General features: G+C 49.5%; 24 protein-coding genes. 11 read left to right on the top strand and 13 right to left on the bottom strand.

Going from position 1 to position 25,051, the window contains the following annotated elements; translation table 11 throughout:
• Positions 1 to 73: 73 nt before the first annotated feature.
• The 9 genes from BMZ51_RS06945 to BMZ51_RS06905 form a co-directional block, all read right to left on the bottom strand.
• The gene (locus tag BMZ51_RS06945; protein WP_068005289.1) at positions 74 to 568 is read right to left on the bottom strand and encodes a universal stress protein; all 495 of its coding nucleotides are present in this window, start codon (positions 566 to 568) and stop codon (positions 74 to 76) included.
• Between the two features lie 93 nt (positions 569 to 661).
• A complete protein-coding gene (gene hslU / locus BMZ51_RS06940) occupies positions 662 to 1,966 on the bottom strand; it encodes an ATP-dependent protease ATPase subunit HslU (protein ID WP_068005113.1) in 1,305 nt (434 codons plus the stop codon).
• 11 nt (positions 1,967 to 1,977) lie between these two features.
• A complete protein-coding gene (locus tag BMZ51_RS06935) occupies positions 1,978 to 3,039 on the bottom strand; it encodes a hypothetical protein (RefSeq protein WP_068005111.1) in 1,062 nt (353 codons plus the stop codon).
• Positions 3,040 to 3,184: 145 nt separating this feature from the next.
• Positions 3,185 to 3,733 carry an ATP-dependent protease subunit HslV gene (gene hslV, locus BMZ51_RS06930; protein WP_068005109.1) on the bottom strand — a complete coding sequence of 183 codons (549 nt, stop codon included), beginning with the start codon at positions 3,731 to 3,733 and terminating at the stop codon, positions 3,185 to 3,187.
• Positions 3,734 to 3,856: 123 nt separating this feature from the next.
• Complete coding sequence (locus BMZ51_RS06925) at positions 3,857 to 4,447, bottom strand: NADPH-dependent FMN reductase (RefSeq protein WP_068005108.1); 591 nt, start codon at positions 4,445 to 4,447, stop codon at positions 3,857 to 3,859.
• Between the two features lie 162 nt (positions 4,448 to 4,609).
• Positions 4,610 to 5,215, bottom strand: a complete 606-nt coding sequence (locus BMZ51_RS06920; RefSeq protein ID WP_074881888.1) for a class I SAM-dependent methyltransferase — start codon at positions 5,213 to 5,215, stop codon at positions 4,610 to 4,612.
• Positions 5,216 to 5,281: 66 nt separating this feature from the next.
• Positions 5,282 to 6,412 (bottom strand): molecular chaperone DnaJ, encoded by a 1,131-nt coding sequence (gene dnaJ, locus BMZ51_RS06915; protein ID WP_068005106.1) that lies wholly within the window; start codon positions 6,410 to 6,412, stop codon positions 5,282 to 5,284.
• Positions 6,413 to 6,762: 350 nt separating this feature from the next.
• On the bottom strand, positions 6,763 to 8,676 hold the full coding sequence (dnaK, locus tag BMZ51_RS06910) for a molecular chaperone DnaK (RefSeq protein WP_068005104.1): 1,914 nt from the start codon (positions 8,674 to 8,676) through the stop codon (positions 6,763 to 6,765).
• A gap of 291 nt (positions 8,677 to 8,967) precedes the next feature.
• On the bottom strand, positions 8,968 to 10,461 hold the full coding sequence (locus tag BMZ51_RS06905; protein ID WP_068005101.1) for an FMN-binding glutamate synthase family protein: 1,494 nt from the start codon (positions 10,459 to 10,461) through the stop codon (positions 8,968 to 8,970).
• Positions 10,462 to 10,596: 135 nt separating this feature from the next.
• Between BMZ51_RS06905 and BMZ51_RS06900 the strand changes: the two genes are divergently transcribed.
• On the top strand, positions 10,597 to 11,217 hold the full coding sequence (locus BMZ51_RS06900) for an alpha-ketoglutarate-dependent dioxygenase AlkB family protein (protein ID WP_068005100.1): 621 nt from the start codon (positions 10,597 to 10,599) through the stop codon (positions 11,215 to 11,217).
• 19 nt (positions 11,218 to 11,236) lie between these two features.
• Here BMZ51_RS06900 and BMZ51_RS06895 read toward each other — a convergent pair whose 3' ends face one another.
• From BMZ51_RS06895 to ubiE, 3 genes are all read right to left on the bottom strand, one after another.
• Positions 11,237 to 11,899 (bottom strand): TetR/AcrR family transcriptional regulator, encoded by a 663-nt coding sequence (locus BMZ51_RS06895; protein WP_068005098.1) that lies wholly within the window; start codon positions 11,897 to 11,899, stop codon positions 11,237 to 11,239.
• A gap of 294 nt (positions 11,900 to 12,193) precedes the next feature.
• The gene (gene ubiB / locus BMZ51_RS06890; RefSeq protein WP_068005097.1) at positions 12,194 to 13,777 is read right to left on the bottom strand and encodes a 2-polyprenylphenol 6-hydroxylase; all 1,584 of its coding nucleotides are present in this window, start codon (positions 13,775 to 13,777) and stop codon (positions 12,194 to 12,196) included.
• Between the two features lie 6 nt (positions 13,778 to 13,783).
• The gene (gene ubiE / locus BMZ51_RS06885) at positions 13,784 to 14,587 is read right to left on the bottom strand and encodes a bifunctional demethylmenaquinone methyltransferase/2-methoxy-6-polyprenyl-1,4-benzoquinol methylase UbiE (RefSeq protein ID WP_068005095.1); all 804 of its coding nucleotides are present in this window, start codon (positions 14,585 to 14,587) and stop codon (positions 13,784 to 13,786) included.
• A 108-nt stretch (positions 14,588 to 14,695) separates the two neighbouring features.
• Here ubiE and mutM point away from each other — a divergent pair, with 108 nt between their 5' ends.
• The 10 genes from mutM (at position 14,696) to BMZ51_RS23880 (ending at position 24,607) form a co-directional block, all read left to right on the top strand.
• A complete protein-coding gene (gene mutM, locus BMZ51_RS06880) occupies positions 14,696 to 15,598 on the top strand; it encodes a bifunctional DNA-formamidopyrimidine glycosylase/DNA-(apurinic or apyrimidinic site) lyase (protein ID WP_068005093.1) in 903 nt (300 codons plus the stop codon).
• A gap of 124 nt (positions 15,599 to 15,722) precedes the next feature.
• Complete coding sequence (locus BMZ51_RS06875; protein WP_068005092.1) at positions 15,723 to 16,667, top strand: L-lactate dehydrogenase; 945 nt, start codon at positions 15,723 to 15,725, stop codon at positions 16,665 to 16,667.
• 198 nt (positions 16,668 to 16,865) lie between these two features.
• A complete protein-coding gene (gene gndA, locus BMZ51_RS06870; RefSeq protein WP_068005090.1) occupies positions 16,866 to 18,293 on the top strand; it encodes an NADP-dependent phosphogluconate dehydrogenase in 1,428 nt (475 codons plus the stop codon).
• Positions 18,294 to 18,461: 168 nt separating this feature from the next.
• Entirely contained in the window at positions 18,462 to 19,106 is a 645-nt protein-coding gene (locus BMZ51_RS06865) for a GntR family transcriptional regulator (protein WP_068005089.1), read from the top strand.
• 199 nt (positions 19,107 to 19,305) lie between these two features.
• Positions 19,306 to 20,088 carry a DeoR/GlpR family DNA-binding transcription regulator gene (locus BMZ51_RS06860; RefSeq protein WP_175485000.1) on the top strand — a complete coding sequence of 261 codons (783 nt, stop codon included), beginning with the start codon at positions 19,306 to 19,308 and terminating at the stop codon, positions 20,086 to 20,088.
• Positions 20,085 to 21,176: an ABC transporter ATP-binding protein gene (locus tag BMZ51_RS06855; protein WP_068005085.1), complete on the top strand. Its 1,092-nt coding sequence runs from the start codon at positions 20,085 to 20,087 to the stop codon at positions 21,174 to 21,176. Before BMZ51_RS06860 ends, BMZ51_RS06855 begins: the two co-directional genes overlap by 4 nt.
• A 62-nt stretch (positions 21,177 to 21,238) precedes the next feature.
• A complete protein-coding gene (locus BMZ51_RS06850; RefSeq protein ID WP_068005084.1) occupies positions 21,239 to 22,528 on the top strand; it encodes an ABC transporter substrate-binding protein in 1,290 nt (429 codons plus the stop codon).
• Between the two features lie 74 nt (positions 22,529 to 22,602).
• On the top strand, positions 22,603 to 23,481 hold the full coding sequence (locus tag BMZ51_RS06845; RefSeq protein WP_068005082.1) for a carbohydrate ABC transporter permease: 879 nt from the start codon (positions 22,603 to 22,605) through the stop codon (positions 23,479 to 23,481).
• Positions 23,478 to 24,335: a carbohydrate ABC transporter permease gene (locus BMZ51_RS06840; RefSeq protein WP_068005081.1), complete on the top strand. Its 858-nt coding sequence runs from the start codon at positions 23,478 to 23,480 to the stop codon at positions 24,333 to 24,335. Before BMZ51_RS06845 ends, BMZ51_RS06840 begins: the two co-directional genes overlap by 4 nt.
• 80 nt (positions 24,336 to 24,415) lie before the next feature.
• On the top strand, positions 24,416 to 24,607 hold the full coding sequence (locus tag BMZ51_RS23880) for a hypothetical protein (RefSeq protein ID WP_139201349.1): 192 nt from the start codon (positions 24,416 to 24,418) through the stop codon (positions 24,605 to 24,607).
• A gap of 36 nt (positions 24,608 to 24,643) precedes the next feature.
• On the opposite strand, the gene BMZ51_RS06835 is transcribed toward BMZ51_RS23880, so the two are convergent.
• Positions 24,644 to 25,042 (bottom strand): hypothetical protein, encoded by a 399-nt coding sequence (locus BMZ51_RS06835; RefSeq protein WP_068005079.1) that lies wholly within the window; start codon positions 25,040 to 25,042, stop codon positions 24,644 to 24,646.
• Positions 25,043 to 25,051 lie beyond the last annotated feature (9 nt).

Raw genomic sequence — 25,051 nt, 5'->3', positions numbered from 1 at the left:
GCTCTTGCAAAGTGTACTCTACTCAAATCCTCAGCAATTACTGTTTCCTGCTCTATATGATAGGTAAACCTGATCAGGCAAGGGCATCTAACGCATCATCGTCCAAATTACCGGGAACGATCGTCGTCGGAATAGGAAATGTGCCAGCTGATTTCCCTGTAATTGATGAAACGAGCGGGCCTGGACCTTCTTTACTTGTGCCGGCTGCCAGCACCAAAATTGCGATGTCGGCATCGTCTTCAATCAATGAGATAATCTCGTCAGACTGGTGACCTTCACGAATAACAAGCTCTGGCTCTGTGCGTGCCGCAGCTCTTACTTTTTCTGCCGCTTTTGCCAAGATCGTGTCCGCTGTATCACGCGCTTCCTGACGCATAATATCCTCAACCCCAAGCCAATGCTGGAAGTTTCCCGGTGCGATGACGAAGAGAAGCAATACGATACCACCCGTACGGGCGGCACGTTTAGAGGCATAAACAATGGCCCTGCCACACTCTGGCGTGTCATCAACGACAACCAGGAACTTGCGGTGGTGACCTTCTTCATTACTTTTGCGAATAGCTACCATGCGCGCATGCTGCCACTTGCAGTGGTATGCGGCAAGTATTTTTCCTTGCCGCATACCACTGGGTTTTCAGTTTCCGACTGATTATTGGATCAGTTAGAGGATGAACTGAGACAAATCGACGTTCTTCGCCAATTCGCTGATGTTTGTTTTCACATATTCAGCATCAATGACAACTTCCTCGCCAGACTTATCTGGAGCGTTAAAAGAGATCTCGTCGAGAATCCGCTCCATAACCGTTTGCAGGCGACGCGCACCAATATTTTCAATGGTTGCATTCAAATCAACTGCGATCGTTGCGATTTCGTCTATCGCATTATCGGTAAACTCGATCTTAACATTCTCCGTCGCCATCAATGCTACATACTGCTTGATGAGGCTTGCTTCTGTGTCTGTCAGGATCTTGCGGAAGTCTTCCTGCGTCAGAGCTCTCAGCTCAACGCGAATTGGAAGGCGGCCTTGAAGTTCTGGAAGGAGATCTGAAGGTTTTGCGACATGGAACGCGCCAGATGCGATGAACAGAATATGATCCGTCTTCACCGGGCCATGCTTTGTGGAAACCACAGTACCTTCAATCAATGGTAGCAGGTCACGTTGGACACCCTCACGGGAGACATCACCACCACTACGGCCATCCTTGGCACAGATCTTATCGATCTCATCAAGGAAAACGATGCCGGAGTTCTCTACCAGAGCGATAGCTTCTTGAACAATTTTCTCATCATCAAGCAGCTTGTCGGATTCTTCTGCCAAAAGCAGCTTATGGCTGTCTTTTACCGATGTACGTTTTGGCTTTGTCTGACCGCCAAATGCCTTGCCCAGCATGTCAGAGATGTTCATGACACCGACGCTTCCACCCGGCATTCCTGGAATGTCGAAGCTTGGCATTTGTGGGTTAGCACGAACCTCTACTTCGATTTCCTTATCATCCAGGTCACCTTCGCGCAGTTTTTTGCGGAATGAATCGCGCGTTGCCGGGCTTGCACTGTTGCCTACGAGAGCATCAAGAACGCGCTCCTCTGCCAAAACGTGGGCCTTGGCTTCCACGTCCTTGCGGCTCGTTTCGCGAACAAGCGCAATGCTTGATTCAACCAGATCACGAACGATCTGCTCTACATCACGGCCGACATAACCAACTTCTGTGAACTTGGTAGCTTCAACTTTTGTGAAAGGAGCATTCGCAAGCTTAGCCAAGCGGCGAGAGATTTCAGTTTTACCAACACCGGTTGGGCCGATCATCAGAATATTCTTTGGCTGAACTTCTTCGCGAAGGTCCTCATCCAGCTGCTGACGACGCCACCGGTTACGAAGTGCAATCGCCACTGCACGTTTCGCATCATGTTGGCCAATGATGTAGCGATCTAACTCGCTCACGATTTCCCTAGGAGAGAAATTTGTCATTTTCTTACTTTCTAGTTCCGAATAGGTGGCAGATATGTAGTGAGAGCGGTTCCTGCAAGAGGGCGCATAACAATCCGTCGCGCCACATTCCAGCCTGAACCCAATAGCAGTACAAAACTCCCAAGAAGAACAAGGGAGGTAGCAGTGAGCTGTGATGCTGAAAAATCAGCCGAATTTAGGAAATATGCGAGCGCAAAACCAAGGTAACTCAGTGCAGCCACCAGCATTGCTCGCCGATCAATAACAAGAGCAACTGCCCCAAACACGAAGACGACCGCGATAGAAAGCAGGGCGTATAATCCCGTCAGATTCTCAAAATATGCATCGCTCAAAATGGAATGGACAATAAGGGGGGCCGCAAGCAGATGAAGCCAGAACGCCTTATCTGTATTCAATGTCTCGCGGTTCACATCTTTTGCATCAAAGTACATTGCAAAAGCGAATGTAAGCATGCCTGACACCAAGGAAACCCATGACAGATAGTCGTTGACTTGGCCATTTGTCAGATAGGAAATTTGACCAATGATCAACCCCATAACGCCAGCCATAATCACCGTTAGCGTAATCGGCACCTTAAAGCGCCAGTAGAAGATCACAGCACTTGCCAAGGCAAAAAGCGAACTCACAGTGAGCGGAGTACCATCTAAAGCACTCTTAGAAACACCTTGTGTCGCCAAGCCAAAACCCACCAGACCCATTGCAACGCCAAAAATACCAGTAAGCACAATTGAAGGAAGGGCGAGTTTCTTTTTCTTGGTGAACCACTCTGCAAGCAACCAAACTATAACAGCGGCAACGCCAGCAACTGCGGCGGTTGATAGACCATTACTGCTCAACGGGCTCCACAAGCCAACGCAATAACCTGTAAAGACAATCAAAATACCTAGGCTGATAAAGATGTCATGAAAGCCACGTGTAAAACGGACTTCTTCTGGGTCATGAAGCTTTTCAGTCGCATGAATTTTCCCGAGGTTGTCAGCCTGGAGCGTTAGATAGGAAACAAGTTTATCAGCTTGGTCAGAGCTAATAATTCCTGAGGAGACCGCTCCTGTAAGGGATGCTCGTGATATCATCAGATCCTCGTCAAGTCGAACTGAAACGTTAAGTATTCAAAATATGCCTGATTTAGCAAACTAAGCTGATCTCAAAATATCCACTTGGGCGAAGTGTCAGAGAAACTTGATCCAAGTCTTCCTGACACAGCCTTCTTTTATGCAGTTACTCTTCTTCGAGCGTCTCAATTGTAATGTTGTTATTAGTATAAACACATATATCGGCAGCAATTGCCATGGATTTACGGCAGACTTCTTCAGCCGTGAGATCCATATCAACCAGCGCACGCGCAGCCGAAAGTGCGAAATTGCCGCCGGACCCAATAGCCATCACGCCATTTTCCGGTTCCAGAACATCACCTGTTCCCGTCAGGATCAGAGAATTCTTCTTATCTGCAACAAGCATCATTGCTTCAAGGCGACGAAGGTAGCGATCAGTACGCCAGTCTTTTGCCAGCTCTACACATGCGCGCATGAGCTGACCTGGATATTGTTCCAGTTTGGACTCCAGACGCTCAAACAACGTAAACGCATCTGCTGTTGCACCTGCAAAGCCACCAATCACGGTGCCATTTGCTAATGGACGAACTTTTCGCGCAGTGCCTTTAATGACCGTGGGCCCAAGAGACACCTGACCATCCCCGACGATAACAACCTTTCCGCCTTTACGAACGGATAGAATTGTCGTTCCGTGCCACTGTTCAGGTTCACTCATTCATTTATCTCCAGAGTTCATTGGCGGCGGAGCAAACTCACGCTCAACTCATTTTCAAATTTGTTTCTGCATCAGTATGTATGTAGTCATCACCGCCTTGCCAATGCAGCCGATCAAAAAATCTCAGTTATCCTGCAGCTTTACGTGACTTGCTTCTTTCACAAAGCGCTCAACCAGCTTCTGCATTCGCTTGGCATGGTGTGCTTTCGTCAAGTCGCCATTTTCATCAAATGCCTTGGCTGCAAAGTTTATCGAGATCATTTCCGGCAATACAAGACATCCCAACGACATTTCTAAGACCGTTCGCAAATGCAACAGACCCCTCATTGATCCGTAGACGCCGGGCGTGGCTCCACCAACTGCATAAACCGACTTTTGAAAGACTTGAAGAGGCTCTTCATCAGGCAGTTGGATTCGGCTAATCCAATCTAAAGTATTTTTAAGCAGTGGTGTGATGGAGGAATTGTACTCTGGGCAAGCAATGAAAATGCCATGATGGGCTTCGATCAGCGCCCTCAGCTTAAATACGTTTTCTGGAATGCCAACGTTCTCCTCTAAATCTCCATCATATAGAGGTAACGGATAGTCTGAGAGGCAGATTGTTGTCACATCGGCCTTTGCGTGTGTCAGATGCTTGGACACGAGCTTCGCCAGCATCTTGTTATAGGACCCTTTTCTGGTCGAACCTGAAAACACGAGTATCTTTGGTTTCATAAGGCTATCCTCACGACACGGCTCAGCACTCTCTAGTTTAAGAGGGAGGTGATCCTTGGAAAAGTCGGCGTGCAGAATACCGCATACTACCCAAGCGTAAGGTTTATGGAAGACGTGCGTTTTTATGTGTATGTACTTTGGCAGCTCAAAACGCCTGATCTCTTAGAATGGTTTTCGATAGATCCAGACACGCGCTGGAGGAATATTCTTGATAATCCACCCCGTTTTTGACCAGCTAAACATTGTTGATTTCAAGGTGACTGGCGAAACCAGCGAGTAGGAAAACTGGATAAAAGGGGCACCTGGCCTCATGAGTGCAAAGGCGTCTTTAATGCACTGCATGCGATATTTCATCGGTCTAGAGACCAACGGCAAGCTGGAAACAACTGCACAAAGGGTATTGGGAGCAATATGCTTAAGGCTTGGACGCATATTGTAGGCGTCACCTTGCACAACACGCAGGCCCTCAAATTTTTCACTAAGATGCTCGCAGAAATCGTCGCGGTACTCCAAGCAGGTCAGACGATCTTTGGAAACACCTTCATCGAGTATAGCTTTGGTGACCGGCCCTGTCCCGGGACCGAGTTCTAACACTGGGTTATTTGATTGGATCGGAATAAATTCTGCCATTCTCTGGGCGAGAACAGGGCCTGACGGCGCGAGCGCCCCGGTCGTAAGTGGAGAATCCACCCACGCCCGGAGAAATCTGGATGGTTCACGAAATTTGCTCAGAGCATTTTCAGCCCGTGCCCTCGTCTCGTGAAACATTCAACTCTCCGTTGTACCAACATAGGATACTAGAGAGATATTACTACTAGAAGGAATTTTAAAGGCCTAGGCCTTGAAATTTTCTAGAAAATCCTTTGCCTTTGCAAAAAAGCCTGTAGATTCAGGATGGTTTTCGCCAGATGATACACCTTCAAATTCTGACAAAAGCTCTTTCTGCCTCTTCGTCAGGTTGGTTGGTGTCTCAACTGCAACTTGAATATACATGTCGCCTTTTTGACTAGAACGCATAATTGGCATTCCTTTACCACGCAGTCTGAATTGTTTTCCAGTCTGTGTGCTCTCAGGAACCTTAACACGCGCAGTATTGCCATCCAGAGCCGGGACTTCGAATTGACCACCCAAAGCTGCGGTCGTCATTGAAATCGGAACTCGGCAGAAGATGTCGGCACCATCGCGTTGGAAGAATTCGTGCGGACGGAGAGACAGGAAGATATAAAGGTCACCAGCAGGGCCGCCACGGGCTCCAGCCTCACCTTCGCCGGTCAAGCGAATGCGTGTCCCATCTTCAATCCCCGATGGGATATTTACAGAAAGCGTCCGTTCTTTTGTCGTGCGACCTGTGCCACCACAGCTATCACATGGGTCTGCAATGACTTCTCCGCGCCCCTGACAGGTTGGACATGTCCGCTCCATGGTGAAGAAGCCCTGAGCAGCTCTAACACGCCCTGCACCGCCACAAGTTGGACAGGAGGAAGGTCTTGTACCGGACTTCGCGCCAGAACCACTGCATGGCTCACAGGTTACAGATGTCGGAACTTCAATTTCAACAGACTTGCCTTCGTAAGCTTCTTCCAGAGAAACTTCCAAGTTGTAACGAAGATCAGCCCCGCGCTCACGACCAGAACCGCGACGACCACCGCCACCGCCAAAGAACTCATCAAAAATGTCTGCCATGGAAGACGCAAAGTCGCCTTGACCTGCTCCACCACCGCCGCCACCAAAGCCGCCGTTTTCAAAGGCTGCATGGCCAAATCGATCATAGGCTGCGCGCTTTTGCGGATCTTTCAAGGTTTCGTAAGCTTCGCTTACTTCCTTAAAGTTTGCTTCCGCTTCATCATCTCCAGGATTGCGATCTGGATGATACTTCATCGCCAGTTTGCGATAAGCGCCTTTAAGTGCCTTTTCGTCGACCTCCCGTGCTACCCCCAGCACCTCGTAGTAGTCGCGTTTAGACATTATAAAATAAGCTCCAAAGACGTGATGTCTATCTGTGTTTTGAAGTTTCAGGAGAACATAAGTTCAATCTGAGGCTAGCGGTAGCAGTTAGAGCTCATTCCAGCTTTTCAGCGAATTTACTCACCGACTGCACTCTTCTTCAAAACAATACTATTTACTGTTCGGCTGGTCTTTTAGATGCGGCTTTCAGCACAGCACACACTCCCAGCCACCCGTATGTAAGAAGTAGACCCTTCGAAGGCAACCGCACTTCAAAAGTTCTTATTCATTAAAATCTTCCCTACAGCGGGGAATACTTCAATAAAGTTTAGCTCGCAAGCCAATATGAGCTTGCGAGCTAAAAGTATAAGTTAGCTGGACTTTTTGTCGTCGTCGCGAACTTCTTCAAAGTCTGCGTCAACCACGTCGTCTACAGGCTTAGGCTCGCCATCGTCTTCGGCTTCTTCGCCAGCTTCAGCTTGCGCGTCTTTGTACATTGCTTCGCCAAGTTTCATAGAAACTTCAGCAAGGCTCTGTGTCTTCGCCTGAAGGTCTTCAAGGTCTTCACCTTCGAGAGACAGCTTCAGAGCTGCAAGTGCGCTTTCGATTGCTGCCTTGTCCTCTTCAGAGACTTTGTCGCCATAGTCTTTAAGGGACTTTTCAGTAGAGTGGTGCAGTGCTTCACCCTGGTTTCTTGCTTCAACCAGTTCCTTACGCTTCTTATCTTCTTCAGCGTGAGATTCTGCGTCCTTCACCATCTGCTCGATGTCGGTGTCTGACAGACCACCAGATGCCTGAATACGGATCTGCTGTTCTTTGCCAGTACCCTTATCTTTCGCGGTGACGTTTACAATACCGTTCGCATCGATATCAAAAGCAACTTCAACCTGCGGAACACCGCGTGGTGCTGGTGGAATACCAACCAGATCGAACTGACCAAGGATCTTGTTGTCCGCAGCCATTTCACGTTCACCCTGGAAGACACGGATGGTCACTGCAGTCTGGTTGTCTTCAGCTGTAGAGAACACCTGGCCCTTTTTCGTAGGGATGGTCGTGTTGCGGTCGATCAAACGTGTAAACACGCCACCAAGGGTTTCAATGCCCAGGGACAGCGGAGTAACGTCGAGAAGCAGAACGTCTTTAACATCACCCTGCAGAACGCCAGCCTGAATTGCAGCACCCATTGCAACAACTTCGTCCGGGTTCACACCTTTGTGCGGCTCTTTACCGAAGAACTGCTTAACAACTTCCTGAACCTTTGGCATACGAGTCATACCGCCGACGAGAACGACTTCGTCGATTTCGCCAGTTGCCAGGCCTGCATCTTTCAGTGCCGCTTTCATTGGAGCAACGGTGCGCTGAACCAAATCGTCAACGAGCTGCTCGAACTTCGCACGGGTCAGCTTCAAGGTAAGGTGTTTTGGACCAGAAGCGTCAGCGGTAATGAACGGCAGGTTGATTTCGGTCTGGGAAGAGGAGGAAAGTTCGATCTTTGCTTTTTCAGCTGCTTCTTTCAAGCGCTGCAATGCAAGCTTATCGTTCTTAAGGTCGATGCCCTGATCTTTTTTGAATTCGTTAGCAAGGTAGTCAACCAAGCGCATATCAAAGTCTTCACCACCAAGGAAAGTATCACCGTTGGTTGATTTTACTTCAAATACGCCATCACCGATTTCCAGGATGGAAACGTCAAATGTACCACCGCCAAGATCGTAAACCGCAATGGTTTTACCATCGTTCTTGTCCATGCCGTATGCAAGTGCTGCAGCGGTTGGCTCGTTGATGATACGCAGAACTTCAAGACCAGCGATCTTACCGGCGTCTTTGGTTGCCTGGCGCTGAGCATCGTTAAAGTATGCTGGAACTGTGATAACTGCCTGGGTAACGGTTTCACCAAGGAAGCTCTCAGCAGTTTCTTTCATCTTTTGCAGGATAAATGCAGAAACCTGAGATGGGGAGTACTTCTCACCTTCAGCTTCAACCCAAGCATCACCGTTGTCAGCTTTTACGATTTCGTATGGAACAAGCTTTTTGTCTTTCGCGACTGTCGGATCATCAAAACGACGACCGATGAGACGCTTTACAGCAAACAGAGTGTCTGTAGGATTGGTAACAGCCTGACGCTTTGCTGGCTGGCCTACAAGGCGCTCGCCGTCATCGCTAAAGGCAACCATAGAAGGGGTAGTACGCGCACCTTCTGCGTTTTCAATTACCTTGGCGTCTTTGCCGTCCATTACAGATACGCACGAATTCGTCGTGCCGAGGTCGATACCGATGACCTTTGCCATGTTTTCACTCTCCTTTCGGCAGACCGCCCGAACCCCGTAGGCCTTCGGATCTTGTCGGATCAGCTTCCAACCGGTCCCCAATACATTGCACTTGCGTGAGTTGTCGCAAACACGCAAGAAAACTTCAATTGGCTATATAAGAGGGGTCCCCTGCCCCTGCAAGGGAGAGGACCCGATATATCGACACAAGATCTATGGGAAGCTCATTTTGAGTTAAGAAAAAGAACTTTTCTTTGGAAAACCACACCAAAACACCTTCATTGCCACCGGCGGCACTGCATTATCCCACCTCTATGACGGCGTTTGTGGATAGAGGTCATCAAGGGAGACTGAGTGCCCGCTGCCCTGAACGATGCGAACATGCTTGCGCGAAAGCTGACGCGCTTCATCTACACCACATGCATGTGCGATCATATCGACCTCCATGCGCACACTATGGCAATAGGCTGCCACTCTGTGGCTCTTTTCAGTCGGATCCAAGCCAGCTTGAAGTGCTTTGTTATGCGTCGTGATTCCTGTCGGGCAAGTATTCTTATTGCAGCGCATCGCCTGAATGCACCCAAGAGAGAACAGGAAACCACGGGCGGTTACTGTAAAGTCAGCTCCGGCACACAAAGCCAAGGCAACCGCAGATGGTGTAATTCGTTTTCCTGATACGATGATACGGATACGATCACGCAAATCGTGCTTTCGTAAAACGAAATCAACGATGGGAAGCGCCTCAGATATACGAAGGCCCACATTGTCCATGAGTGGCATCGGAGCTGCACCCGTGCCGCCATCAGCGGAATCAATTGTGATGAAATCTGGTGCGTGTTCAATTCCCCGGTGGTTAATTTCGGTACACAACTCCTCCAGCCAAGAGCTTGAACCAATGACTGTTTTGAAACCAACTGGTTTCTTAGCAATTTTTCGAACGCGGCTGATGAAGTCCAACAGTTCCCCAGTATTGCTAATTTCAGGGTGTCTGTTTGGAGAATCGGAGGGTTCTCCAGCCTTAATCCCACGAATTTCAGCAATTTCAGGCGTTACTTTTTCGCCAGGTAATAGGCCGCCTTTACCAGGCTTTGCCCCTTGGGCGAGCTTAACCTCGACCATTTTGACCTGATCGTGGTCAGTTACTTTTTTCAGCTTATCTTCGTTGAGAGTGCTGTCATCATTTCGGCAGCCATATTTTGCTGTACCTATCTGAAAAACGATATCTGCCCCGCCTTCCAGATGGTAGGGCGACAACCCGCCTTCGCCGGTATTCATCCAGCAATTCGCCATTTTTGCACCCCGAGATAGAGCAAGCACCGCAGGCCTTGAAATTGCGCCAAAGCTCATACCAGAAATGTTAAAATAGCTTGGCGGAACATAGGGGTTTTCAACGTAAGGCCCGATCAGCAATGGCTCAGGCTCATCAATTTCTGCTTCAAGTTTGGCAAAAGGAGCGTTCACAAACAATGCCGTACCCGGTATGCTCAAATTCTTGGTGGACCCAAACGCCATCGTATTGCTTTCGGCCTTTGATGCGTGATCCACCCAGTTTCTCTCAGCTCGGTTGAACGGCATTTCCTCCCGATCCATGGCAAAGAAGTACTGGCGAAAAAATTCTCCCAGATAGCTAAAGAGTGCGCGGAATCGACCCACGACCGGGAAATTGTGACGGATCGCATCTTTATGCTGGAAGCGATCGACAAAGTAGAACACGACAATGGCGATAGCAGTGAGCAGAATGAAGAGAGATACAAATGCTGCAAATATATTGAGCACAGTAGACAGAAGCGGAGGAAGAGGGTGCATTTGTGGGTCTCCTTAACCGTGAGCTTCTATCTTGAAGATTATGCGTTAAATTCACTTTCGACAATTCTCTCCAAGTTTGCTTTTTCTGTAAGCGTAACTTTCACAGGATACACTTGGGGGAAGTGAGGTTTTATAATGCAACTAAACGACAGTTTTCCAAGCGGTTTCCAATACTTACCGGGGTACTTCTCGGCCGAACAGCAAAAGGAAATGACCGGCCTTTTGCGTGGGCTTGTCAAAGCAGCTCCTCTCTTCACTCCCACAATGCCGCGCACAGGAAAGCCCTTCTCTGTTCGGATGACAAACTTGGGTACACTAGGTTGGGTATCTGACCGGGCGGGCTACCGTTACCAACCGCACCACCCACAAAGCGGCACGCCTTGGCCAGCAATTCCTGATGTGTTGCTGGATCTATGGCGGCATGTAGGCCAATGCGCTGCCCCACCAGAAGCTTGTTTGGTGAACTATTATAACTCGACAGCAAAAATGGGAATGCACCAAGACCGAGATGAGAAGGCTTTTGAGGCGCCTGTCATTTCTGTAAGCCTGGGCGACACAGCCGTTTTTCGGCTGGGAGGCACCAAGCGTGGCGGGCCAACACAGTCGATGAAACTCAGCTCAGGGGATGTAATTGTGCTCGGTGGAGACGCACGTCTTTGCTACCACGGTATCGACCGTATTCTAGGGGGCAGTTCAAGTCTGCTAAAAGACGGAGGCAGACTCAACCTGACACTGCGGCGGGTATCTCCACTTTAGCGACATCCTCAGACCGGTGTCAGGCCTCTTGCAGTGCATCTGTGCGGAAGAACGCGCGAATGCCACTTGATACAAAGCGGATCGTTCCTTCGACAATCTCGTCCTGATCCATCTCTTCGTCATAAGGGCCTTTGGAAGCTCCAGTGACCACATACAGAGCTTCCAGCGTTGCGCTGTGCATCAGCATCATCAGCAATTGCGCACGCGGACCTGTTGGGATGTCACACTCTGTCGCTCTTGCCAGAGCTTTCGTGATCCGAAGGATAATTTTGGGTGGCTCCCATGAATGCATGATCTTCTGTCCTGATTCTGGGTCAGAAAAGACCTGACGAATAAGGACCACAAATGGAACCAGCTTCCCGGTATCTCTGGAAATGCCTTGAACAATCAAGGGCTCCATGAACGCACGGGTGATCTCCTCAACATCTGGCTGGCGCCCGCCAACCTCCAGCGTATCAAGCCTTTGCATGCGCATATCATCGATTTCTCTGAGGCGCCGCATGAAGACAGCTCTTATCAAATCCTCTTTGCTTCCGAAGTGATAGTTAACGGCAGCAACGTTCGCATCTGCTTTTTCCGTGATCATTCTTACAGAGGTTTCAGCAAGACCATGTTCAGCGAGCAAGCGTTCAGCGGCATCAATTAACCGTTCACGGGTCCCCATTTCAGAACTATCTGGCATAGCGGCACCTCCAAGAAGAGTGTTTTCACAAATGCACTGAGCGCCCTACTAAATTTCTTGTAAGAGCATAGAATTCTCAAATACTTCTCTCAATACACCTTGCTTTTAACACGTTTTACTGGACAACAACCCGCCTACAATTCATAGCATCAATTGCAATGACTATATAAAACTTAGATAAATTTATGCAGTAACTTAGCGTATTCTTATTATCTCTAGATTTCGAAGAACCACTAGGCACAAAAAAAGCGGGAACCGACGAGGTTCCCGCTTCTATCAGTCTTAATTAAGGCGCTAGAAGTAGGTTCCAAAAGCAATTACTGACAGGGCAATCGCGATGACCCACAAGGCGACCCGACCGGAGCGACTATGTTTGGCTTCCGCCTTACCAATCGCATCTGCTGTTGCCTCATCGAATCTCAAACCGTTATTAGCCATTAGCTCAAGCTGATTTGAGAATTTGCTGGCGCGGTCTGCGATAATCGGCAAATCACTTGCAAGGCGCCCAAGAACTGTAACGCCGGTTGCAAGGTCAGAAATACGTCCCATCGGGCCAAGGTTTCTTTGAATCCAGCTGGTTACAACAGGATCAGCTGTATTCCACATATCAAGATGCGGGTTCAAAGAACGCGCGACACCTTCTGCCAAAACCATATTCTTTTGAAGAAGAATGAGCTGAGGCTGAGTATGCATGTTAAACATCTCAGTCACTTCAAACAGCTGCGTTAGCAAGCGTGCCATTGAAATCTCGCTCGCATCATGTCCATGGATCGGCTCACCAATCGCTCGGATCGCCTGAGCAAACACATCCACATCCTGATCTGCTGGCACGTAACCTGCTTCAAAGTGGACCTCAGCAACCCGCAGATAGTTACGAGTGATGAACCCATAGAGGATTTCAGCAAGAAACCGGCGTTCAGCAAGGCCAAGGCGACCAGTGATACCCAAATCCACAGCGACAAGCGTTCCATCAGGTTCTACGAACAGATTGCCTTGGTGCATGTCTGCGTGGAAGAAGCCATCGCGCACCGCGTGCCGCAAAAAGCTTTGAATGACTCTGTTTCCAAGCTCAGCCAAATCATGGCCTGCTTCCGCGATACCTTCAACGTTCGAGAGCTTTACACCGTCGATCCAATCCATACAAAGCACGGAGCGAGATGTCCTGGTCCACTCTACGGCTGGCACCCGGAAGCCTTTATCTTCCCTGGAGTTTTCGCCCATTTCAGAAAGAGCTGCCGCTTCCATGCGTAAGTCCATTTCAAGGGCTACAGCACGTTCATAGGTTTCGACCATGGCGAGAGGACGTAAGCGCCGGCTTGCCGGGCTGAAACGTTCGGCCATACGGGCAGCTAGATAAAAGCTTTTCAGGTCTCTTTTAAAGCCACGTTCGACACCTGGACGAAGAACTTTAACGGCGACCTTTTGCAACTCTCCATCACGGTTACGGAAGAAAGCGGGGTGCACCTGCGCAATAGAAGCAGCAGCCACCGGTTCTCCGAATTCTTCAAAGTGATCTTCGACCGTCTTACCAAGCTGCTCTTCCACTGTTTTACGAGCATATTCCGTAGCAAATGGAGGTACGTTGTCTTGTAGTGCGGAGAGTTCTTTCGCAGCCTCCTTGCCTACAACGTCAGGTCTGGTTGCCAGAAACTGCCCGAGCTTGATGTAGGAAGGGCCTAACCGGTTCAAAGCGTCTGTCAGGCGCGCGGCGGCATCTTTCTTTTCGATGCCGCGCCGCTCCACCATGCGGGCCATCCCGATGGCAAGGCGCGGGCCAGGGGGAAGTTCCGGCAAAGAAGCCAGTCCAAACACACCTTCGCGGGCCATAACATAGCCTGCGAAAACCAGACGCATAAAGGGCACAATATTTGCGATCATAACTGGTTAGATTTTCCAGCCGGAGTGAAGAGCAGCGATGCCGCCGGTGTAATTGCGATATGTGACACGCTCGAAGCCTGCCGTCCGTATCATCTGCGCAAAACGTTCCTGATTTGGAAACTTGCGAATAGATTCGACAAGATAGCTGTAGGCATCTCCATCACCTGTCACAACCTGTCCAATTTTTGGAATGGCATGGAATGACATAAGATCATACAGCTTGTCGAACGCAGGTACGTCCACCTGAGAAAATTCCAGACACATAAAACGGCCACCACGCTTCAAAACGCGATGTGCTTCTTGTAGCGCTTTATCGATCTGCGGTACGTTTCGGATACCAAAAGCAATCGTGTAAGCATCAAAGTGCTTATCTGGGAAGGGAAGCTCTTCCGCATTTCCCAACACAAATTCAATGTTTTGCGACAGGCCCGCAGCTGCTGCGCGGTCTTTGCCAACGCCAAGCATTGAACCATTGATGTCGCAAACCGTTGACATCACAGTGCGATTGGAGCGTTCGACTGTACGCATTGCGATATCGCCAGTTCCTCCAGCGACATCCAGGTGTCGCCATTCGCGGGCGCCACTCTTGGGAGGTCGCAGGCTGGAAACCATCGCGTCTTTCCAAAGACGGTGCAATCCACCAGACATTAAGTCGTTCATCAGGTCATAGCGCGAAGCTACCTTGTGGAAAACATCATCCACTAAATCCTGCTTTTCACCTTCACGAACGGTACGAAAACCGAAGCTTGTCGCCATTTCGGACGGGTCTGTTACCGAAGCCTGCTCAGGGGTTGAGAACTCACGCGCCATAATCAAATCACTCCATTTCGCGGGCGAACATAGTACAGCTTGTTGCAAAGCGCTATTATAGAACGCAATCTTTGCCCAGCAGCAAACCACTGTACCAACGGATATCTTATGCCTGAATTACCGGAGGTTGAAACAGTCCGCCGCGGACTAGCTCCTTTTTTTGACAATGCAACAATTTGCAGAGTTGAACAACGCCGACCTGACCTTCGTTTTCCATTTGGTAACGATTTTGTAGATCGGCTGGAAAATCGCAAGGTCGTTTCCTTCAGTCGACGCGCCAAATACTTACTGCTTGATCTCGACAGTGGTGATGTTTTGGTGATGCACCTTGGCATGTCCGGTTCATTTCGCTGGATCGAAACCAAGGACCTTAAGCCAACGCAAACGGTTGAAATGTATCATGTAACTGGAAAGCACCCCCAGCATGATCACATAATTTTTCACGTGCGACCCGCTGACCGGGAAACGATCGTCAAGATAATTTACAACGATCCTCGTCGCTTTGGGTTCATGATCCTAATACCACGGAGTGAGTTGGCCACGCACCCAATGTTTGCCAGCATGGGGATTGAACCACTGGGGAATGAGCTCAATGGCGCATATCTTGCCAATTTGTTCCACAACCGCAAGACTTCTTTAAAAGCTGCACTGCTCAACCAAAAGTTCGTTGCAGGGCTTGGGAATATTTATGTGTGTGAAACGCTTTGGAGAACTGGGTTGAGCCCGTTTCACAGCGCCTCAACTCTTACAAGTAAGAGTGGGAAACCACGCCAGAAGGCTGATGAACTTTCCAATCACATTCGAGAAGTCCTGCAAGAAGCCATTGCTTCGGGAGGCTCCTCTCTCAAAGACCACAGACAGGCTGATGGCTCATTGGGATATTTCCAGCATAACTTTTCTGTCTACGACCGCGAGGGAGAGGCTTGCAGAACACCAGGGTGCACGGGCGTAATTGAGCGGAAAGTACATAATGGACGTTCAACGTTTTATTGCCCGAAATGTCAAAAATGATCTCAGCCGAGCTGATATGTCACGCGTCATCCAATTGCATTGCCGCAAGCGAATGACTAGGAGACTTTCATAATACTTTGCCAAGGGCTGTGGGCCCGGCAGGCGATAACAAAAAGGATAGCCTATGAAGATCGGTGTAGTTGGTGTTGGCGCAGTTGGAAGTACCGCAGCCTATGCCATGGCTCTGAACGGTGTGGGCAACGAAATTGTACTCGTCGATTACAACCCTCAATTAGCGGTTGCCCAGGCAGAAGATATTCTTCATGCAACTCCCTTTGCCCGCCCAATGAGCATTATCAGCGGTGATTACAGCGACCTGAAAAATGCTACGGTTGTTGTTATTGCAGCTGGCGTCAGCCAACAACCGGGCGAGACGCGTATTGAGCTTCTGGCCCGCAATGCAGGCGTGTTTGCAAGCGTCATTCCAGAAGTTTTGAAATATGCACCAAATGCCATTTTGATCATTTCAACTAACCCCGTTGATATCATGACTCAGATTGCGACCGAAATTTCCGGCCTACCGCGCAGCCGTGTTATCGGATCTGGCACAATTTTGGATACTGCACGCTTTCGTACCTTGCTTGGCAAACACCTTGGCATCACACCAAACTCTGTCCATGCAGACGTTCTTGGCGAGCATGGTGACAGCGAGGTTCTCATCTGGTCTGGTGCAAAAGCAGGCAACACGCCCCTGTTCACCTTTGCAGAACAAATCAACAAGCCAATTACGCAGGAAGTCCGTAATCGCATTGATCATGGCGTACGCTATGCCGCCTACTCCATCATTGAAGGCAAGGGCGCGACCAACTATGGCATCGGCGCTGGTTTGTCACGCATTGTAAAAGCCATCTTGACCAACGAACACGCTGTGATCAGCCTTTCGATCGTCAATGAGGAGATTGTTGGCGTGAAGGACACAGCGCTATCCGTTCCACGCGTTCTGGGTGCAGACGGTATTGAGGCGACGCTCTTTCCAAGTATGGACGATCTGGAGCGCAGTCAGTTGCAGGAGTCAGCTGTGGCGCTGGAGATAGCTGCAAAAGAGGTGCTTTCGATATCCATGAAATAAGGAAGCTTCCAAAAAAGCGCTATTTCTGCAGTTTTATTAGGCTATTGCGGAATTTTCTTATTCGTAGCTTGGCAAAAACTCGTTTTTCACCTATGCCACTGACCTAGTTTCTAATGCACAAGCGCATACGATCTCCAAGTTATCTATTGGGGTAGTTTTGCGCGTGTCTGTGCACCATATGCAGCGCGGAGAGTATTGATGACACAGGCAGACATCGGCCTTGTTGGGCTGGGCGTTATGGGAGCCAACCTAGCTCTCAACATTGCGGACAATGGCTATAAGGTGGCGGTATACAACCGCACTGCAGAGGGCACCCAGGCATTTATGGAAAAAGCCGGGCACCTCAAAGACATGTTTATCCCTTGCTACAGCTCAGAAGAGCTGGTCGCAAACATCAAAGCCCCCCGCCCTATCATTTTAATGGTTCCTGCAGGCGCTCCTGTTGACCAGCAGATCTCTGTTTTGAGAGAGCATCTGAAGGACGGCGATATTCTGATCGACGCGGGCAACAGCGACTTTCATGATAGCAACCGTCGTTACAAAGAGCTGGCAGACACGCCTTTCACCTTTGTTGGAATGGGTGTTTCAGGGGGAGCAGAAGGCGCTCGTTTTGGACCTTCCATCATGGTTGGCGCTTCCGAAGCTGCCTATGGCCGCATCGAGCCAATTCTCAAGGCTATTTCGGCAAAGCACAATGACGAGCCTTGCGTTGCACTGATGGGACCTGAAGGTGCTGGCCACTTCGTGAAGACTCTGCACAACGGTATTGAGTATGCCGATATGCAGATGATCGCCGAAGTACATGAAGTGATGACTAAATCACTTGGCCTTAGCATTGAGGAACAGGCAAAGATCTTTTCCAAATGGAACGAAGGCCCACTTGCTTCTTATCTCATTGAAATCACAGCAAATGTTATGGGTGTGATCGACGAAGAGAGCGGCAAGCCAATTCTCGACATTATCCTTGATACTGCAGGCCAGAAAGGCACTGGTCGCTGGTCAGCTGTTGAGGCCCACCTACTTGGCGTTCCTGCAACCGGTATTGATGCTGCTGTGGCTGCGCGCTGCATGTCTGCAAGCCGTTCGCTGCGTCAGGAGATTGCTGAGGTCTACCCACAGCTTGATGAAACTCTTAGCTGGGAAGAGAAACAGGAAGGCATCGATGCATGTGAGAGCGCATTGATTGCAGGTAAAATTGCTGCCTACGCTGAAGGCTTTGCTGTCCTCGCAGCTGGTGGCAAGGAAAACGGCTGGGACTTGCCGATGGGCGATATTGCCCGCATCTGGCGTCAGGGCTGCATTATCCGTTCCCGCTTTTTGGATGAAATCGCACAGTCTTATGATGAGAACCCAACTTTGGAGTCTCTTTACCTTGCGCCAACCATCGCAGAGCGCATGAAAGATGCTGTTCCGGGTCTTCGCGAAGTTCTGTGCATGGGTATCAGTAATGCAATCCCAACACCTGCACTTTCATCTGCTCTAGGCTCTTTTGACATGATCCGCCAAAAGCGCACTGCAGCCTATGTGATTCAGGGCCAGCGCGACTTCTTCGGTCAGCATGGCTTTGAGCGCACCGACAAGGATGGTTCCGGTTATCACGGCCCTTGGCCTGCAGGTGGTGCATAAGCACAAAACAACTTAAGCATGCTAGTTATTAACTAGGCTGTGCTATGCCTTATTGTAATTTCATGTAGAAACTGGCAGGACCGTCTTGCGGCCCTGCCTGTCCTTTTTTGACGAGGCTGGCACTGTGGGAGCTGCAAACCAAGCCTTTACTAGTCCCGGGAATAAGATGTGAGCGCCAATTCACCCAACGGAGCTGAGATTTATCGTCGTCTCATTAAAGCTATTGAAAGCCGTGAACTGAAACCGGGCAGTCGCTTGCGGGAAGCAGAACTGGCGGAGAAATTCGGCGTCAGTCGCACACCGATCCGCGAAGGTCTAAAACGGCTTGAGGCACAAGGACTTGCTGTTCACGAGCCAAACCGTGGAATGGTCATTCCAAGTCTGGATCATAACCAGATCAGTGAGCTCTATTTTCTTCGAGAGGTGCTTGAAGGCACTGCTGGTCGTCTCGCCGCGCAACACGCATCCGCTGCGGAAATTGAAATCCTGCAGGAAATGGTTGATTCCGATATGCAAAACCTTGCAGATGCGGAGCGCCTGATTAAGACCAATCGCGAGTTCCACCGTCGATTCTATCTTGCTTCGCACAACAGGTATCTGGTTGAGCAGATCGATCACATGCGCTTATCCCTGCTGCTTCTTGCAGGTACGACGCTGACAGATGATGACCGCCGCCGCCTTGCAATTGAGGAGCATGCAGAAATTGTAGATGCAATTTCTAAACGTGACTGTGAGCGAGCAGATAAAGCGGCACGCCATCACATTGCAGAGGCGCACAAAGCACGGTTGAAGTTCTTTACTCAGCTCACCTGAGTCTGTGTACCCTAAATGAATTTGAGGCGCGTTCTGCAAGCAGAGCGCGCTTTTTTTGTTGGGTGGCTCGGTATAAGTACCTAGAATTTATTGCTAAAAAAGCTTTACTTTTATTTATCTGAGATATCACATAAGTTTCATATGAACATAGTAGGTGTTCATATGAACGAATTATTTGCAGCATAAAGCAGATTTTGTGATGGAAGCAGTACTCTCAACCAGGCAATCAGAGATCATCTCTCTTGTACGTTCACGCGGGTTCGCGAGCGTGGAGTCTTTGTCAACGCAGTTTGAAGTAACCACCCAGACAATCCGCCGCGACATCAATAGGTTGAGCGAATTGGGACTGTTAAGGCGCGTACATGGCGGTGTAGAGGTGCCGCCCAATCGCGGAAATATTACCTATAAAGCCCGCAAGATCTTAAATTTGGACGCCAAAAACGCCATTGCACTTTCAGTGGCCAACTATATCGACGATGGCGCAACACTTGCATTTTCAATCGGAACCACACCTGAGATTGTTGCGGAGGCACTTGAGGGTCACGAAGCCCTAAAAATCTTCACAAACAACATCAACGTAGCGATCACAGCTCTTAGGAACACCTCAAATGAGGTTAGTATTACAGGCGGAAGGCTCCGTCACGGAGACCTGGACGTTTTGGGCTCCAATGCAGAGGCTTTTTTCCGAAGCTACAAGTTCGATATTGGTATCTTTGGTGTTGCGGGCGTAGACGCCGACGGAACACTGCTCGACTTCAACGAGGATGAGGCTGCCGCTCGGCAAGCAATCATGGCGAATTGCCGCCAATCGTTCCTTGTTGTGGATCGCTCCAAGTTTGGTCGTCAGGCCCATGTCCGGTCAGGCTCCCTAACAGATGTGACCAAGATTTTCTGCGAGGAAAACCCTCCCGCCGCCATCCTTGCAATCATCGAAACGTCGCCTGCAGAACTTGTTGTTTGCAAACAGGAGTCAGGTTTATGAACCACCTGAAGCACCCAGCCCATCTGGAACTTTCAAACCTGACCAAATCCTGGGGAGATACAACCGCAGTAAATCAGGTCAACCTATCTGTAACGGGTGGAAGTTTTACAGTTCTCTTAGGCCCTAGCGGGTGCGGAAAATCTACCACCCTGCGCTTAATTGCAGGGTTGGAAGAGGCAACTTCTGGACAAATCAGCATTGGCGGACGAGATGTGACCCACCGCTCCCCTGCTCAGCGAGACATCTCGATGGTGTTTCAGAACTACGCGCTGTTTCCTCATATTTCTGTCGCTGAAAACATTCTATTTGGCTTGAAAGTTCGCAAAGTTGGCAGAGCAGAGAGAGATGGACGCCTTAAACACGCTGCCGACCTTCTTGGGATTTCACATTTACTCGAGCGGAAGCCCTCGCAGTTGTCTGGGGGGCAACAACAGCGCGTTGCTCTTGGCCGGGCAATTGTCTCCCAAAAACCCGTTTGCCTTATGGACGAGCCTCTCTCTAACCTTGACGCAAAACTCCGTCAGGAAATGCGTGTTGAACTTAGAGCGCTCCAGCAACAGTTGGGCCTGACGATGGTCTATGTCACCCACGACCAGACTGAAGCCATAACCATGGCTGATCAGGTTGTGCTGATGAACAATGGACAGGTTGAGCAAGCGGCCAGCCCTAAGGAAATCTACGAACGCCCAGCGAGTGTGTTTACTGCCCGGTTTATCGGCACACCACCAATGAATATTGTCTCGCTGGATGCAATTAGGTCCGTAACACCATTAACAGTACAGCACTTGTTGCCCAAAACGTCTGTTGGATCACGACTGGGGCTTCGTCCTGAAGACATCAGACTAACTGGTGAAAACGGTATTCCAGGACAGGTCCTTAGCCTTGAGTACATGGGCGCTGATACGCTGGCTAACTGTTCTGTAGGTGGCGAAAAAATGCTTGTGCGCGTTAAAGGCACAACAGAACTGAAACCGGGCCAGACAGTTGGGCTAACTTGGGATGCGGAAATTCCCGCAACTTTCCATGGGGATACCGGCAAGCGCCGGGAGGAAATCAAGCCGGCCGAGGTGCAATTCGAACCGGCTTGAGAAACGCGCTGACGCGCATTGGAGTGCCCCGTTTAAAAAGGGCAATTAAAGGGTATAAACCTATGAAATTCATTTTCAAGTCTTTACGCCTTGCTGCATCTACAGCAGCTTTTACTCTAGGTACTGCGATCAGCGCTTACGCGGTTGATCTCCAGTTTTACTTCCCAGTGGCCGTTGGGGGAATGGCCGCGCAAACGATTGAAGAATTAACTGCTGAATATGCTGCCGCAAATCCTGATGTAAACATTGATGCAGTTTACGCTGGATCCTATCAAGACACGGTCTCAAAGGCCCTGACGGCCGCTCGTGGCGGCAACCCTCCTCAGCTTTCCGTGATCCTGTCTGTAGACATGTTCACCCTGATCGACGAGGACGTTATCCTTGCATTTGATGACATCGCAAATTCAGAGGAAGACAAAAAGTGGCTGGACAGCTTCTATCCAGCTTTCATGAAGAATTCGCAGACTGGCGGTAAGACCTACGGCATTCCATTCCAGCGCTCGACTCCGGTACTTTACTGGAACAAGGAAGCATTTAAGGCTGCCGGTTTAGATGCTGAAAAAGCACCTGCTACATGGGAAGAAATGGTCTCCATGGGTAAGGTGCTGGTTAAAAAAGATGCCTCCGGTAATGTAACCCAATGGGGCGTGCGCATCCCTTCCTCCGGTTTTCCTTATTGGCTGTTTCAAGGTCTGACCACCGAGAATGATGTTATCTTGGCAAACGCGGACGGAAACCAAACCGACTTCGACAACCCGAAGGTTGTTGAAGCGCTTGAGTACCTTGTCGATCTGTCCGCCAAGCATGGCGTGATGGCGCCGGGTATCATCGAGTGGGGCGCAACTCCAAAGGCGTTCTTTGAGGGCAACACTGCGATGATATGGACTTCCACGGGCAACCTGACCAATGTTCGCAACAATGCACCTTTTGAGTTTGGCGTTGCTATGTTGCCAGCAAACAAACGCCGCGGCGCACCAACCGGAGGCGGAAACTTCTACATTTTTAAAGATTCCAGTGAAGAGCAGGAAAAAGCTTCTATCGACTTTGTAAAGTGGATCACGGCTCCGAAGCAGGCTGCTAAATGGTCTATGGCAACGGGTTATGTTGCTCCATCTCCTGCAGCTTGGGAAACCGATGAGATGAAAGCCTATGTTGCTGACTTCCCTCCAGCACTGGTTGCCCGAGAGCAGTTGGACCACGCTGTTGCAGAGCTTTCGACCTATCAAAACCAGCGCGTGACGCGCATCTTCAACGACGCGCTACATTCTGCCATTACCGGCAAAAAGTCTGCTGAGGACGCGCTGAAGAGTGCTCAAAAGGACGCTGACCGTATTCTTTCTGAATATCGCTAATTGGTCTGTCGTCACATGAGTTGACGGGGCGCTTTCCCTTGCGCCTCGTCCTAGCATTTTCCACGGGGGATCAGATGACCAAACGCATGCAGTGGATTTACGGATGGCTATTGCTGACACCAGCAATGGTGATGTTGTTCGCCTTCACACACTTCCCGGCCATCACCACCATCATCAATAGCTTCTTCTCCACGTCACGCGGACGCCGACCTGCAAAGTTTGTTGGCCTGCGTAACTACGAGGAGCTCATTTCCGATCCAACCTTCTGGAAAGTGCTGGTCAATAACCTATGGTACGCACTGGCAACCATCCCCGCCTCCATTGGCATATCTTTGTTGATGGCAATTTGGGTGAATGACAAGCTCAAAGGCCGCAGTCTTGTGCGCATGTCGTTCTTCGCTCCGACGGTTTTACCACTGATCGCAGTCGCAAATATATGGATGTTTTTTTACACACCGGGCTTTGGTCTAATTGATCAGATCCGCATGGGTGTCTTCGGGCTACCAGAGAACTCATGGCTTGGGAGCCAGGAGACTGTGCTCATCTGCATGATGATCGTGACAATCTGGAAAGAAGCTGGGTTCTTCATGATATTTTATCTCGCCGCCCTACAGGCCATTCCGCCCTCTTACAAAGAAGCCGCGGATATTGAAGGGGCAAGCCGTTGGGCTTTCTTCTGGAAGATTACCTTTCCACTGTTAATGCCAACAACTTTGTTCGTATCTATCAACGCTGTTATTAACTCCTTCCGGCTGGTGGACCACATTTTTGCGATGACAGGTGGCGGGCCAGACAATGCGTCTTCCCTTTTGCTATTTTACATTTATGAGGTCGCGTTCAAGTACTGGCAGACTTCATATGCAGCAACGCTGACAGTCGTCATGTTGGCCATTTTATCGATCATTGCCATCGGCCAATTCTTTTTCATGGATCGTAGGGTGCATTACAAATGAGCGACCTTTCTCTTCTTGAGCCCACCCAAACAGCGCCCCCACGCCAGTTCGATTATGACAGATTTTTTAATAGTCTAGGTGCATGGACGCTTGCATTACTTTGGGCGCTCCCGTTGCTTTATGCGATCTGGACTGCCTTCCATCCGGCAGCTTACGAAGCACGCTTTGAGTTATTTGCGCCCGTGACCCTAGAGAATTTCAGCAAGGCGTGGTCGGCAGCACCGTTTGCACGCTATTTCCTCAATACATTCATGTTGGTGACGATCATTTTGATCGCACAGTTCGTTTTGGGGACTTTGGCTGCATATGCCTTCGCACGCTTTGAATTTCCTGGTTCTGGTTTTTTGTTTACCCTAGTGCTTCTGCAGCTGTTGGTGATGCCAGACATACTCATCGTCGAGAATTATAAGATGATCGGTACTCTAGGACTTATGGATACGATTGTGGCAATAGGCCTACCTTATATGGCTTCTGGTTTTGGGATCTTTTTGCTGCGCCAGACCTTCAAAACCATCCCAAAGGAATTGGATGAAGCCGCACGCGTGGAAGGCGCTGGCCCATTAACAGTGCTATGGAAGGTTTATGTACCGCTGGCAATTCCAACCTACCTAGCTTATGGGCTTGTCTCTGTTAGCCATCACTGGAACAATTTTCTTTGGCCACTCATCATCACAAACTCTGTTGAAACGCGCCCGGTGACCGTTGGGCTTTCAATATTTGCAGCAGTAGATGGTGGTGTCGAGTGGAGCGTCATTAATGCTGCAACTCTGATGACCTCAGGTCCACTTCTAATTGCTTTTCTTCTTTTTCAAAGACAATTTGTGCAGAGTTTCATGAGGGCAGGGATTAAGTAGGAAAATTGCAATTAATACCCTCAAAATTTAACTAAAATAAGTGACCTTTCAAGAGGCTGAAGGCTATTTTGGGGGAAGTGATGAGAATTTTCGTAGTTTCAACTAGTATGTTTGCAGCATTACTTGGCATTTCAGGTTGTGCGGTAGTTTCAGTTGGAGGGGCTGCCGTTTCAGTTGCCACCACAGCTGTTACAACAACAGCAAAAGTGGGAACGAGTATCGTCGGAGGCGCAGTAGATCTTGCAATTCCCGATAGTGATGACGATGAATAGCGATTAACATTCAGCGAGATAATAAGTCGTTAGAACCTAATTCTCGCTGGTAGTCTTATGTTCTGCCAAAACCACTTCAATCGCGCGGTGCAGCTCTGTCATTTGTTCTTCGTCCAGAACTTCGACAAGTTCATTTCTGGTCTCGGCGTCCAGTTGTTCGAGCGTGAAAGTCTCAACAGGCAGCTCAGAGAGCGTTTCAGCACTTGCAGAAATCAATTGAAAATTGCCGTCCAATCGCTCAGCTCTTACACGCGCGTCTTCCAAAATCACATGCACAAGGCCGCGACGGTCATCAGGTAGGTTAACCTCGGCAATTATCGCATTCACCGTCTGACGATCTCCATGCAACAAGACAGGCTGTTTCGACGTTGCAGGGTTGATCATAGAAAGCGCAGTGAGCAACGCACCCAAGAATACTAAGACAATATAAGGCATATACAGGTT

This window comes from Pseudovibrio axinellae (genome assembly GCF_900110875.1).
GTDB classification, from domain to species: Bacteria; Pseudomonadota; Alphaproteobacteria; order Rhizobiales; family Stappiaceae; genus Pseudovibrio; species Pseudovibrio axinellae.
The sequence above is the reverse complement of the archived record's forward strand: the minus strand, read 5'-3'. Positions and strand labels throughout refer to the sequence as shown.